11 protein-coding genes and 1 tRNA gene are annotated in these 13,691 nt (G+C 57.9%); 9 read left to right on the forward strand and 3 right to left on the reverse strand.

Annotation, left to right across the window (positions count from 1 at the left end; all coding sequences use genetic code 11):
• Nucleotides 1–5 precede the first annotated feature (5 nt).
• Complete coding sequence (locus AB8B33_RS23320) at nucleotides 6–497, reverse strand: hypothetical protein (protein WP_007827335.1); 492 nt, start codon at nucleotides 495–497, stop codon at nucleotides 6–8.
• Between the two features lie 352 nt (nucleotides 498–849).
• On the opposite strand from AB8B33_RS23320, the gene AB8B33_RS23325 reads away from it, so the two are divergent.
• Nucleotides 850–1,059: a helix-turn-helix transcriptional regulator gene (locus AB8B33_RS23325; protein ID WP_439017025.1), complete on the forward strand. Its 210-nt coding sequence runs from the start codon at nucleotides 850–852 to the stop codon at nucleotides 1,057–1,059.
• 14 nt (nucleotides 1,060–1,073) lie between these two features.
• Nucleotides 1,074–3,758 (forward strand): CHC2 zinc finger domain-containing protein, encoded by a 2,685-nt coding sequence (locus AB8B33_RS23330; RefSeq protein ID WP_439017026.1) that lies wholly within the window; start codon nucleotides 1,074–1,076, stop codon nucleotides 3,756–3,758.
• A gap of 270 nt (nucleotides 3,759–4,028) precedes the next feature.
• Here AB8B33_RS23330 and AB8B33_RS23335 read toward each other — a convergent pair whose 3' ends face one another.
• Complete coding sequence (locus AB8B33_RS23335; RefSeq protein ID WP_439017027.1) at nucleotides 4,029–4,235, reverse strand: hypothetical protein; 207 nt, start codon at nucleotides 4,233–4,235, stop codon at nucleotides 4,029–4,031.
• A gap of 202 nt (nucleotides 4,236–4,437) precedes the next feature.
• Between AB8B33_RS23335 and AB8B33_RS23340 the strand changes: the two genes are divergently transcribed.
• From AB8B33_RS23340 to AB8B33_RS23350, 3 genes are all read left to right on the forward strand, one after another.
• Entirely contained in the window at nucleotides 4,438–5,337 is a 900-nt protein-coding gene (locus AB8B33_RS23340; RefSeq protein WP_439017028.1) for a DUF5677 domain-containing protein, read from the forward strand.
• Nucleotides 5,338–5,984: 647 nt separating this feature from the next.
• The gene (locus AB8B33_RS23345; protein WP_183823738.1) at nucleotides 5,985–6,731 is read left to right on the forward strand and encodes a hypothetical protein; all 747 of its coding nucleotides are present in this window, start codon (nucleotides 5,985–5,987) and stop codon (nucleotides 6,729–6,731) included.
• Between the two features lie 573 nt (nucleotides 6,732–7,304).
• Nucleotides 7,305–8,729: a hypothetical protein gene (locus tag AB8B33_RS23350; protein ID WP_439017029.1), complete on the forward strand. Its 1,425-nt coding sequence runs from the start codon at nucleotides 7,305–7,307 to the stop codon at nucleotides 8,727–8,729.
• 314 nt (nucleotides 8,730–9,043) lie between these two features.
• On the opposite strand, the gene AB8B33_RS23355 is transcribed toward AB8B33_RS23350, so the two are convergent.
• Nucleotides 9,044–9,133, reverse strand: a tRNA-Ser gene (locus tag AB8B33_RS23355).
• Nucleotides 9,134–9,361: 228 nt separating this feature from the next.
• Between AB8B33_RS23355 and AB8B33_RS23360 the strand changes: the two genes are divergently transcribed.
• The 4 genes from AB8B33_RS23360 (at nucleotide 9,362) to AB8B33_RS23375 (ending at nucleotide 13,687) form a co-directional block, all read left to right on the forward strand.
• Nucleotides 9,362–9,679 (forward strand): hypothetical protein, encoded by a 318-nt coding sequence (locus AB8B33_RS23360; protein ID WP_113320552.1) that lies wholly within the window; start codon nucleotides 9,362–9,364, stop codon nucleotides 9,677–9,679.
• Nucleotides 9,680–9,999: 320 nt separating this feature from the next.
• Complete coding sequence (locus tag AB8B33_RS23365) at nucleotides 10,000–10,992, forward strand: BMP family lipoprotein (protein ID WP_113320553.1); 993 nt, start codon at nucleotides 10,000–10,002, stop codon at nucleotides 10,990–10,992.
• A 72-nt stretch (nucleotides 10,993–11,064) separates the two neighbouring features.
• Nucleotides 11,065–12,576, forward strand: coding sequence for an ABC transporter ATP-binding protein (locus AB8B33_RS23370; protein WP_439017030.1), 1,512 nt, complete (start codon nucleotides 11,065–11,067; stop codon nucleotides 12,574–12,576).
• A 7-nt stretch (nucleotides 12,577–12,583) separates the two neighbouring features.
• Nucleotides 12,584–13,687 (forward strand): ABC transporter permease, encoded by a 1,104-nt coding sequence (locus AB8B33_RS23375; RefSeq protein WP_439017031.1) that lies wholly within the window; start codon nucleotides 12,584–12,586, stop codon nucleotides 13,685–13,687.
• Nucleotides 13,688–13,691 lie beyond the last annotated feature (4 nt).

Raw genomic sequence — 13,691 nt, forward strand, 5'->3', positions numbered from 1 at the left:
CAAGATCAGCCGGCCGGCTTCAGCGAGCTGATGATGGCGATCAGCTCGTCGTCATGGGCGTCCTGCTTGCCCTTGGTGCCCCAATAGGTGATCAGCAGCAGCTTGCCTTCAGCAGGCGAAAGCACGGCAACGCCGATATTGACCGGCCCTTCCTTGTCGGTGCCATCCCAATCGAAGGTCTTCATCTTCATGCCGTTGATCTCGGCTTCGGACTCCTTCTGGGTCTTCTCCTCGATGCTCACGCCGTTCTTCTGCAGGAAGGCGAAGGCTTCGTCGATGATCTTGTCGCTGGTCTTCTCATCGGCAACGTCGATCGAAAGATAGATCGCCGAATCGGCCGACGAAGCGTCGATGCCGGTCTCCGTCTCCTTCGGTCCCCAGTTGTCGGGAATGGTGACGGTCGCGACCGGATCGTCGCTCGGAAATTCCAGCGTTTCCGCCTGGGCCATCACAGGCAGGAATGCCGCAAAGGCGGCCGCAATGATGAGTTTCTTCATGGTAGGTCCCCGGATGGTCGCGCCCCGGCGGGCAGCAGCCCTTGCCACCCCTCTCGCTCCGGATCACGCCACGCCCCTTTGTTATCGGCTTTTGCTTTGCCAAGCCTTACCGGGCGCGGGCCTGAAAGCACGCAATGTTTAAAGGCGCGGTCCATTTTTGGTGTCTTCAGGAAGTGGATGATGCAGGCGACGCGCGGAGCCACATCGCCAATGAGGCCATGTCAGGCAGCGAGCGGAGAGGCCCGAAAGCGCAAGGCTGCCTCGAGGCCATCAAGCGCTCCGCGCTATTTCTTTCGCTCAACTTTCCGCCTCTACGAATCCGGTCAGACACAACCTGACCTGGAGAGAAACCGTGGAAGCCAGCCCGAAAATCCTGCTTAGTTTCAAGGAAGTCACCGAGGTCACCGGCCTTAGTCGCCCCACCCTCTACCGGCAGATGAGGGCCGGCCAGCTTGGCTTTGTGAAGGTCGGAAGGCGCACCCTGTTTCGCCCTGCGGATCTGCAGGCTTTCGTCGAGAGCCACATCAAGGCGCCGGCCGAAACCGCCAACCGCACCGTCTGAAACGGGACAATGCCATGCTCCGAATACCTGAATACACGCCGTCGAAGATGGACGTGAACGATATCGCATGTCTGCGCCGTGACGTGTCGCTTGCCTTGACCGTCTCGCAACACGGCTACAAGCTCGATCGCAACGGGCAGGAGCTTGAAACCTGCTGCCCTTTCCATGCGGAAGACACCCCGTCCTTCACGATCTTCACAGGCAATGACGGTATCGAGCGCTTCCATTGCTTCGGCTGCGGCAGGAAGGGCGATGTGCTTGATTTCGTGCGCGAGGTGAAGGGCGTCGATCTGCCCGAAGCCATCCGCATTCTCGGCGGCGGCGTCAGCAGCCAGCCGAACCTTCGGCCGAAAACGGTCAAGGCGCGCGATCCCTATGAGGGCGTAACGCCGATCCGGCCGCCGGCGGATCTGTTGCGGGCCGGCCAGCGCGTGCGGCTCTACAATCCCAAGCGCAAGGGCGAGCGCTTCGAATGGGGCTCATTCGCGCCCTCGATGGTCTTTCCCTATCGCAATGCCGACGGGTCTCTATCAGGCTATGTGTTGCGCCATGATCTCGCCGATGGGGCTAAGGAAACGCCGATGGTGATGTTTGTCCGTCTGCCGGACGGGACCGAAACATGGTGCCGCTTCCCGTTCCCGAAGCTACGGCCGATCTATGGTCTGGAGGCGATCGGCAACCGGCCAGATATCGGCGAGGGAAAAGTGCTTGTTGTCGAGGGCGAGAAGTGCCGCGACAGGCTGCATGAATCGAGCGGGCGGGCGGTCGTTTCCTGGGCGGGCGGGACGCAGGGCGTCAAGCATACGGACTGGTCGCCGCTATCAGACCGCGACGTGCTCATCTGGCCGGATTTCGATCCCCCGGGCATGGCGGCGGCAAATGAAATCGCCGCGCAGCTGACGAGCCTTGGGGCGCGCATCCGGCTTGTCGGCTTTGCCGATATCGGTGCCGCAAGCGAGCTTGAGACCTATCGCGTCGAAGACTGGCGGGCCGGTCTCTATCCCGGTCGCGGCTGGGATTGCGCCGATGCGCTGGACGATGGATGGACACAAGCCGAGATCGATGCCTTCATGCAGGCCACGGTGCGCCCCTTCGCGACGCCGGGTGCACAGGACGAAAAGCCTGTAACGGTCGAGCGCGTCGGCCGCGCATCGCGGCGCAAAGCAGTCGTCCGTGACATGTCGCCACCGGCCAGAGAGGGAGACGACCGGCCGAGGCTCATCTTCCACGAAGCCGACCTTTCGGAAGCGGTGACGAGTGCCTGCCGCCTGGTGGTCGATGCCGGCGCGCGGCTCTACGCCCGCGATACGGCCCTGTTTCAGGCCGTCCGCGTTGCGGGGAAGGAAAAGACGGTGCTGGTTCTTGCCGATGAGAATGCGATCATCGACATCCTGACGAAACACGTGCTTTGGCTGAAGCCCGACGAGAGAAAAAAGCTCGGCTACAGGGATATATCCTGCCCGGCGCTGGTCGCGAGATCCGTCATTGCGCGACACGGCGATTGGCCTTTCCCGCAGATCAGGGCGATCGTTTCCCTGCCGACGATGCGCAGCGATGGCACCATCATCGATGCGCAGGGCTTCGACCAGCAATCGGGCATACTCTTTGAATCGGACAAGACATGGCCCGCAATACCCGAAAGCCCGGACAGGGCTGCGGCACTGGCGGCGCTGGACACCATCAGGAAGCTCATTTCGAGCTTCCCCTTCGTGGGCGGCGTCGATGAATCGGCAGCGCTCGCCATGATCCTGACGGCGGTCATCCGCCCCAGCCTCAAAACCGCACCGCTATTTGGCGTGAATGCGACGGCGCCCGGCACAGGCAAATCCAAGCTGGTGGATGTTGCCGCCATTCTGGCGACCGGCCGGGTCGCCGCGGTCAACTCCTATGCGGGCGACGATAACGAGCTGCGCAAGGTCCTGGAGTCGCGGCTCCTGCAGGGCGACAGTTTCATCAATCTGGACAATCTGTCGGTGGCGCTCCGCTCCGATCACCTTTGCCAGGTCCTGTCCCAGGAGGAGGTCAATATTCGCCCGCTCGGCAAGACCGTCTCGCTGGACTCGGCAACGGCGGTCATGTTCTGCGCCACGGGCAACGGCTTGCGCTTTGCCGGCGACCTGACGCGGCGCGTGGTGCTGATCAACCTCGATGCCGGCGTCGAGCGGCCGGAAGAGCGCGTCTTCGAAAGTGACGTCATCGAGGACGCACGCCGGCAGCGGGTGGAGATCGTCACATCAGCCTTGACGCTCCTGCGGGCATTCGTCGCCAATGAGGCCGACAAGGTCTCGCCGGTGCTCGGCTCCTTCGAGCACTGGTCAAACCTCGTCCGCTCCGCGCTCGTCTGGCTCGGCCTGCCCGATCCGCTCGGCAATGCGGTAAAGATCCGGGACAACGACCCGGAGAAGGAGCGCACGTCGGCGATCATTTCAGCCCTGCCGTCCGGCAAGCCCTGGGTCGCGGCCGATATCGCCAGGATGGTGGACGAGGGAGCCTTCGATCCGATCGGCAACCGCCGGCACGAGAGGCTGATTGATGCCCTGTCAGAGTTCATCGAGCGCGGGCGGCTGAATACCGCGCGTTTCAGCGGCTTCCTGCGCAAACACTGCGGTCGGATCGTCAACGGCCAGATGATCGTCAGTGCGGGGAAAAACCGCGTGAACGCGGCTCTTTGGAAGGTCGAAAACGCGGGGAAAAGCTGAGGCAAGGGCGCTGCCTACGTGACAACGCCAAGCCGCACGGATGCTCTCGTCGAAATGGATGTTCATCGCGGCAGCCAGCCAGAATCCCGCTCTGATGAGGGACTTTCAAATACCTCTCTGCATAGGATGCATAACTTGCATAGGATTTTCCATACGCCGTGTGGGAAATGTCAGACGGTGACATGACAGGCATTGAATCTGACATTTCCTATAGAGCAGTTTAAAACTGCCTATGCATCCTATGCATCCTATGCACCCAGCGAAGATTATCTACTTCGACAGCCAGCTTTCAAAATAGTGGCGCACGGCCGCACCCGCGCCGAAATGATCGGTCGTATCCAGCCTCCCAACCGCGCCGCGCACGACATCCGCCATAACGGCTGCAGGCACGATGCCGGACTTGACCATGCTTTGAAACAGTTCCTCCACCAGGATGATCGTTCCGATCGCTTCGTCTTCAGCCTTGAAATTCGCCATCGCTGGTCTCCCCTCTGCGTCGTTGGCAATGAAGTGGCTTTGAAGTGGCTATGTATCGAAAGGCCGGAGCATCTTGGCGACTTCGCGACAGACTCACAAGGGCTTGGCCTATTGAGACTGCGTGTATTTCGGGCGACTCATTTCCCGTGACCACTGCGATCACGTACACTTCCATTCGCAACAAGCCTTCAGCGAGAGCAACATGGATCAACTCAACAGCGAGACGCTTCCGAAGATAGAAAAGACTGCCGTAGACGCCGAAGCTATGCGCGGCTTTACAAGTGAGTCGGAATTCATGGGCCTGACTGTAGGCCTCGCTGTAGAGACCGGACAGTATGTCTGTATTGCTGCCTCTACCACCGGAGAGGAGCCGTCTTGGAACCGAGATCAGGCTGCGATCGGTGGCAACATGGTCAGGATGTACAAGCTAGTGGATGCGATGCTGGACCAGACCTGTAAGCATCGAGGCGAAATGAGCTTTCTGCTCGCTCGATTGGTTTTCGAAACGATCGTCAACGTACAATATTTAATCAGAAACTTTTCCACTTCGCTCATCAACTCTTACGTTGAACATTCGTTGAGGCATGAAAAGAAGCTGTGGAATGATATCGCCCAGCAGATCGTTGCCCGCGACGGCATCCTGCTTCCTATCGAAGACCGCATGCAGCAGTCCATTGAGCGGGCCTTCAGCGCTTCCGGCGTGAGAATGGATGACGTAGACCCGAAGAACAAGGCTCCTTGGGGCAATCGAAATCTCTATCAGAAGGCGGAAGCTGTTGGGCTCGATGCCCTCTACTTGTCCATGTTTGGCGGAGGGTCACATAGTATTCACGGCAGCTGGGAGGAGATTTACGGCAACCACTTAGATTGGGACGGTTCACGCTTTACGCCGAATCTTGAGTGGCAAAGGCCACGCCCGCAAGTTCTGTTAACGATTTGCCCCGTTATCGTTGAGAGCGTCTTCTCGTACTTCACCTTCATCTCTCACAAGCTGGCAGATGAACTCTTTGCCGATCCCCTTTACGATCTCCTGCAGCGTATCACATCGGTCAGCACCGCGCATGAGGCATATCTCGCCGGAAAGACGTGGCCAGAGATTTAGACGCACCTCTTTGATTGCACGGAGAGGAGTAGTTGCACTTCGTTACGAGATGGGTCCGATCTGCCCCACCCGGGGGGAAGTTGCGCGGCAACTGGCACGTAGATCACCGCTCAGATGCGTGACCCCTAAATCTGCTCCGGCTTGCGCCTTAGTGACAAGAAGGGACCCGGAGGTCCCGTTCAAGTCTTGTGTGTTGGACGGCATCTAGGAGACCACACAGCTGCTGGAACTTCACAGTAAGCTGTCGGCCTGCACCTCCTCATCGGCCCTCCCTGGAGATGATCCTACTCAATTTTGGAAAGCATTTGGAGCGGAGCGGGTAATGCTACCTTATATGCACCGACTCAGGGTAGTAACCGATCAGCGACGTTTTGCACGGGAGATCTTCAATGTCGGCTCCATGCGCCATCTGGACAACACGAACCCATAACAGCGGCAGAATGACTTTGCGCGATGCTGACTTTTACGATTCGCCGCGAGCAGGCGGGAAGTACGACATCACGCGCTCAGCGAAGATCAATCTTCAGTCTCTCTCTCCGCAACATAAAGCGTATCTCACTACGTGGCTTATGGATCAGAGGCGAGCGGGAAACACTTCGCCAACCATTACGTCTGCGGAGGTGGAGAGAGCTGAGGCAGCTAATCCCATGAGTATTACCGAGCGCCGTGATGGTCTCCTTGAAGCTATTGCAGCGCACACCCCGGAGTTAGGGGAACCGATGCGTTACTTTGACTACATCTATGCCGTGATGGGCGATTCTAGGGAAGAGAACTCCTATTGGGCACAACAGGATTACCTTCTGGCGGCTACCGAATCCGTGAAGGTTAGTGAAGTCGAGACCCTTATCAACTTCGCTGAAGATCAAGGCCTCCTCACGTCAAAGAGCGGGAATCTAGCACTCACGTTCGCTGGGTATGCACATCTCGAAGTGCTTCGAGCTGCTTCCCAAGACTCGCATCAAGCGTTCGTCGCTATGTGGTTCGGAGCGGAAGTCGCTGAAGCCTATAATCAAGGTATCGCGCCAGCAGTAAGCGATGCCGGATACAAGCCTATGCGGATCGATCAGAAGGAGCATAGTAATAAGATTGACGACGAGATCATCGCCGAAATCAGGCGCTCCAAGTTCCTCATCGCGGACTTTACGTGTGGGCTAGTCGGTTCTGGAGAAGGAATTACCGCGATACCAAGAGGCGGTGTCTACTACGAGGCGGGCTTTGCACAGGGTCTAGGTATCCCAGTGATTTGGTGTTGCCGCGAGGATCACATTAATCACGTTCACTTCGATACTCGACAGTTCAACCACATCACATGGAAGACCCCAGAAGAGTTGCGTGAAAAGCTCAAGAACCGGATCAGCGCTGTCCTTGGTGATGGCCCGCTTGTATCCCACTGAGATAACCGAACCGACAGACTGGAGAAGTAATGTTTTTCGGCATGGTCTTTACCAGTCCGCGAACGTCGGGAACCGTCCAGCAGCAAGGTGGATAGCCTCGGTCCATTTCATCACAGTGCTAGACCTCCACCTTGTATGCAACTCGCGCCTGTAGGACAGCAGTGAATCGAGCATAGTTTGAAACCGCCAAAACTCTCCAACTCACTAGTTATTGCTGAAGATGCGAAACTTGCTGCACAGGTTTCATGCAAATTAGCCGTACGAGGCAGTTACTTACCCGTGCTGGCTGGCCCGCGCCTTTCCAGACCCGACGCTGATTCTGAAGTTGTTAGATGCAACAACGCGGTCGCTCGCTCAGGTGCCCAGTCAATTTATATGGTGGGCCTATCCAGAGCCGCTCGTTCCCAGCTTGGAAATTATCTTCCAATCCGCCGAACCACCTACATCTCGGACGCAAGTTCGCTGATAGGCTTGGGAGGTGAGACTGCCCACGACTCGTCAACGTCACCCGCTTTGGTCTGGGGATGCGACAACCTTGGGATCGGAGTTCTTAAAGCTCTCCGTGAGCGTCGGATGATCGAGTTTACGACTGGACCATCCCCCTGCGAAGTTGTCGAAGGTCGAACAGGGCATTTAGTGGTTTGTGAACAGGGACATGAACTCAGTGAGGTCATTGCAGCCAACTACGCATATGGACTGGGAGCCGGACTTGCTATCATCCCCAAGGTCCCTGCTGATGTGGCTGACGCCATATTGGAGACTTTTTACTCGCTGTATGACCATCCGGACTACTCTCCCCATGAACTTAGAGAGAACCTGCGGTCGCAATTACGCTCTTTCTGTGGAGATTTAAGACTCCCGGTATCTCCATCACTGACGTTCATAACAAACAAGCTGCCCTTTGGTTTTGGATATACCGAAGCGCCCTCCACGCACTTGTTCACCTATCCCGATCTCGGAATGGCGATCATCAACGGTTTCGCTGGCACAACCTCAAACGAGGGTGAAACTGTTTCGGCAGTTGTAGTAGACCCCGGTCAGACACCTGCACCAGAAATTGCGACCGCCGCCCAGCTGCTGGCGCAACGGGGGACATTCGTGCGGGGATACAAGGGACCCGCTGCGAACGTGCGCGACGTAAGCCTGATGATTGAGCATTTCCCATATGATTTATTGATCATCGCTACTCACTGCGGGGACGCCCCAGGTTATCGTTGGACGTACGAATTCAAGGATGCCGTTGGTAAGTCGAGACAGCTTGTTGTAGACATAGCGCTGGGTATTGCTCAGTCAGATGACGATCCTGACATGGTACACTTAACACGATTTGACCGATTTCATTCCCTGGATAGCGTGCTTTGGAATGATCCAGAAAAAAGCAAGAAGGTCTTCGTCGGCTCGGCAATACTTGAATATATGCGTCAAACTCACGAGACGCACGAATTGGAGCCAATTTCCAAGGAAACCATAGACCGCGTTTTGGGCTCGGCGGCACTTCGCATGTTCGACAACAACCTCATAGCGCTCCCGGCAGCTTTAGCTAACTACCGCACACCGGTCATTTTTAACAACGCTTGCGTTTCATGGCACGAACTCTCCAAGCGCTTCATGTTCGCGAACGCACGGGCCTACGTTGGCACGCTATGGCCGGTTACAGGCGTCGAGGCAGAGGATGTACTCCTGCGAACAATCGGTAAGCATTTTGGTAAGCCACTTGCTCACGCTCTTTGGTCAGCCCAACGCGAGGCTTATCAGGATCAACTTCGCCACCCCTACATCATGACAGGCGTTTATCCGCAACGGCTGCAAGGCTCACGTTCAAATGCACCGCAGGAAATCTTGAAGTCTTTAGCCCAGGGTTTGCGGGTCTGGCAGGACCGGCTCAGCAAAACTAATGGCGATGACGAGCAAAAGCTGCGCTCGATTCGGTCAATCTGCCGATTCTTCCGGGCCGAGTACGAACACATGACTCGACGCTGGAGTAGAACGAAACCATAGCGCTCAGATTTGGGTACGCTCGCTGGGTACTTCTTTGGGTACTTGCCCGCTCAGCGGCAGGCCACATCAGATTGATTTCTAAGGGAAATAACGAACGAAGCGAAATTTGGTGGAGCTAAGCGGGATCGAACCGCTGACCTCTTGCACGCCATGCAAGACGACTGGAGCACATGACCTCAATTTCACAGCAAGCGTGAACATTCTTAATAGGTCTTCAGTAGCTGTCACTCAGAGCTAAAAGTCGCGATCGAAATGGGGATGCAGGTGAGCCGGCATTAAATAATGCAAATTTTCAGCGCATTAGATGAAACCAATGGCGGACAAGGTGGGATTCGAACCCACGGTACGCTTTCACGTACACACGCGTTCCAGGCGTGCGCCTTAAACCACTCGGCCACCTGTCCTTATTGGGTGTTCGCATCCGCAGAGGATGCAAATCGTCGGAACGGCGCGATATATACCGATGATTTTTCACCGATCAACCCAAATCTAACAGTTTTTTGACTTCTTCCGATAAAACTACGCGCAATGCCGTCCATTGCGCCGTCTCCGTTGCCAACCTATCTCTAGGTCTGAGTGGAGAATGGCGCGGCTCGCCGTATAATCAGGCCTACCCGTCGTCGGAGGAATCGATGCGTTTCTTGTTGCGTCTTGCCAGTCTGTTTGCGCTGGCAGTTGCGGTCATTGCCGGTACCATCGATTCGATCCAGTCCGTCGCATCCTCGCAAGTGATCATGACCCCGATGTCGGATGCATGGGAGGACGTCAGCCCCTCGACGCTTGTCGCGCTGCAGTCCTCCGTTTCCTATTACGTCCATCCGCGTTTCTACGCTTTCATCTTCCAATGGCTCATGCTGCAGCCGGCCTTTGCCGTGCTTCTGGTGCTGTCGCTGCTGCTGTGGATGATCGGCTACAAGAAGCCGCCGGTGGCAGGCCGTTTTACCGCCTGACAGACAGGGGCTGGAGGGTGTGGATGAGCGCAATCGGCAGCTACCAGAACGGGAAGATAATGGTGCCGATGACGCCAGGGCATTGGTTAGAAAATTCGCATTTTAGCAGTCGATTTGCCCAGAATTCAGCACCAAAGGACTGATTTTCGGCAATAATGGCAAATCTTTACCAACCGAAAAATTTCTGGTGAATTTTTCGCTGAGCCATGCAAGGATGCACGCAGCCAGGCCTCCGGGGGGAGGTCGGTGGTTCCGCAGACATGCCTGAAAAAGGCTTGCGGGAGGACCCAAACAAATAGCAACAACAGGGCTGCAAACTCATGAAAAAATCCCTTCTCACCCTCCTTGCCGTGGCAGCGATGTCGACGACGGCGCTTGCCGCCGACATCAAGCCGGCTCTCGTTTACGGCACCGGCGGGAAGTTCGATAAATCCTTCAACGAAGCTGCCTTTAACGGCGCTGAAAAGTTCAAGAAGGAAACCGGCATCGCCTACCGCGATTTCGAGCCGACCGGCGACACCCAGGGCGAGCAGGCCATCCGCAACTTCGCAAGCCGCGGCTTCAACCCGGTCGTTGCCGTTTCCTTCGCCTGGACCTCGGCTGTCGAGAAGGTTGCCGCTGAATTCCCGGATACCAAGTTCATCATCGTTGACTCCGTCGTCGACAAGCCGAACGTCCGTTCCGTCCTCTACAAGGAAGAAGAAGGCTCCTACCTCGTCGGCGTTCTCGCCGGCATGGCGTCCAAGACCGGCAAGGTCGGTTTCGTCGGCGGCATGGACATTCCGCTGATCCGCAAGTTCGAATGCGGCTATGAGCAGGGCGCACGCGCCGTCAAGGCCGACGTCGAAGTCTTCCAGAACATGACCGGCACGACCGGTGCTGCCTGGAACGACCCGGTTCGCGGCGGCGAGCTCGCCAAGAACCAGATCGACCAGGGTGCTGACGTCGTTTACGCAGCAGCCGGTGCGACCGGTCTCGGCGTTCTGCAGACGGCAGCCGACAACAAGAAGCTGTCGATCGGCGTCGATTCCAACCAGAACCACCTGCACCCGGGTTCCGTCCTGACCTCGATGGTCAAGCGCGTCGATCTCGCCGTCTACAACGCCTATAACGACACCAAGAACGACAAGTTCACGGCTGGCGTCCAGTCTCTCGGCGTCAAGGAAGACGGCGTTGCCGCCGCGATGGACGAGAACAACAAGTCGCTGATCACGCCGGAAATGCAGGCCGCCGTCGACAAGGCCAGGGCCGACATCATTGCTGGCACCGTCAAGGTCCACGATTACACCACGGACAACGCCTGCCCGAAGTGAGTCGTAACTGAGATCGGGCGTATGGCGGACAAGGATTTTCGCCATACGCCCTTTTCTTATTTGGAGCCTGCTGTGACAGATCAGCCTGCTATCGAACTTGTCGGCATCGACAAGAAATTCGGCGCCGTTCACGCCAACAAGGACATCAACCTGACCGTTGCCAAGGGCTCGATCCATGGCATTATCGGGGAAAACGGCGCTGGTAAATCGACCCTGATGTCCATCATCTACGGTTTTTACCAGGCCGACAGCGGCGAGATCCGCGTCAACGGCCAGCCCATCACCATCAGGGACAGCCAGGCGGCGATCGCAGCCGGCATCGGCATGGTGCACCAGCATTTCATGCTGGTCGATAATTTCACCGTCCTCGAAAACATCATGCTCGGTGCCGAAGGCGGCGCGCTGCTGGCCAAGGGCGTGGCATCGGCCCGCGCCGAACTCAAGCGGCTGGAAACCGAGTACGGCCTGGAGGTCAATCCGGACGCGCTGATCGAGCAGCTTCCGGTCGGCCTTCAGCAGCGGGTGGAAATCCTCAAAGCCATGTATCGCGGCGCCGAGATCCTGATCCTCGACGAGCCGACAGGTGTGTTGACGCCGGCTGAGGCCGATCACCTGTTCCGCATCCTCGGCGTGCTGCGCGACCAGGGCAAGACCGTCATCCTCATCACCCACAAGCTGCGCGAGATCATGGCGATCACCGATACGGTCTCCGTCATGCGCCGCGGCGAAATGGTCGCCACGCGCAAGACCAGCGAGACCACGGTCGAAGAGCTTGCCGAACTCATGGTCGGCCGCCGCGTGCTGCTTCGTGTCCAGAAGGGCGAGGCCAAGCCCGCCGATGTCGTACTTTCCGTCCGCAACCTGACGGTCAAGGATAACAGGGGCGTGACGATGGTCGACAACGTCTCCTTCGATGTCCGCGCCGGCGAGATCGTCGGCATTGCCGGTGTCGCGGGCAACGGCCAGTCGGAACTGCTGGAAGCGATTGCCGGCATCCGCAAGCCTGCCTCCGGCGAGGTCCTGCTCGATGGGCAGCCGATCGACAAGGCCGATCCTGCACGCCTGCGCGAATTCGGCCTAGCGCATATCCCTGAAGACCGCCACCATATGGGCCTCGTCCTCAAGTTTGAGGAATATGAGAATTCGGTACTCGGTTATCACCGCCGGCCGGATTACAGCCGTGGCCCATTTCTCGATCTCGAAGCCATCCGCAAGGATGCCATGGAGAAGATCGAGAAATACGACATCCGCCCGCCGAACCCGCGCCTGAAAACGGCGAATTTCTCCGGCGGCAACCAGCAGAAGATCGTCGTCGCCCGCGAAATCGAGCGCGACCCGAAGATGCTGATCATCGGCCAGCCGACCCGTGGCGTCGATATCGGCGCCATCGAATTCATCCATCGCCGGATTATCGAGATGCGCGATGCGGGCAAGGCCATCCTGCTCGTCTCCGTCGAACTCGACGAAATCCGCGCCCTTTCAGACCGTATCCTTGTCATGTTTGCCGGCCACGTGGTCGGCGAGAAGACGCCCGATGCCGGTGAACAGACCCTCGGCCTGATGATGGCCGGCATTGCCGCGTGAGGCCTCGATGAGCACTGCTTCCGTAACACTACCGAGATGGATCAATTACGGTCTGATCCCTCTTTTGAACCTGGTCGTCGCCTTCCTGATCTCCGGCTTCGTCGTCTGGCTGATCGGCGAGAGTCCGCTGGCCGCGCTGTCGCTGCTCATCGAAGGTGCCTTCGGCAGCGGCGAGGGCATCGGCTTCACGCTCTATTACGCAACGAGCTTCATCTTCACCGGCCTTTCGGTCGCCGTCGCCATCCATGCCGGCCTCTTCAACATCGGCTCGGAAGGCCAGGCATATTTTGGCGGCCTCGGCTGTGCGCTGGTGGCGCTGTCGCTCGACAATTACGTGCCCTGGTATGTGACCATGCCGGTCGCCATCGTCGGCGCGGCCCTTTTCGGAGCAGTCGCGGCCTTCATTCCGGCATGGCTCCAGGCAAGGCGCGGCAGCCATATCGTCATTACGACGATCATGTTCAATTACATCATTGCCACGCTGATGAACTACGTGCTGGTGCATGTGCTGAAAGTGCCGGGCAAGATGGCGCCGGAAACCCGCACCTTCCTCGTAGGCGGCCAGTTGCCGAAGCTGACATGGCTGATGGAAATGTTCGGTTCGAAGCTCGGCGCGGCGCCGCTCAACGTCTCTTTCGTCATCGCCTTGATCATGTGCTACCTCGTCTGGCTTCTGGTCTGGCGCACCAAACTCGGCTTCGAAATGCGCACGCTGGGCGTCAGCCCGACCGCTGCTTCCTATGCGGGCATTCCCTATACCCGGATCGTCATGATCGCCATGATGCTGTCGGGCGCGCTGGCCGGCATGATGGCGCTCAATCCGGTCATGGGCTCGTCTGCCCGCCTGCAGCTGGACTTCGTCGGCGGCGCCGGTTTCGTCGGCATCGCCGTGTCGCTGATGGGCCGCAACCATCCGCTCGGCATCCTCTTCGCAGCCCTTCTCTTCGGCGTGCTCTATCAGGGCGGCGACTGGATCTCCTTCGAAATGCCCAACATCACCCGCGAGATGGTTCTCGTCATCCAGGGTCTGGTGATCCTGTTTGCCGGTGCTCTGGAATATATGTTCCGCCCGGCGATGGCGCTCATCTACCAGCAGTTCAAGCGAGCCTGAGGAG

Origin of the sequence: Rhizobium sp. 768_B6_N1_8, from assembly GCF_051811225.1 — a bacterium.
Classification (GTDB): Bacteria; Pseudomonadota; Alphaproteobacteria; order Rhizobiales; family Rhizobiaceae; genus Rhizobium.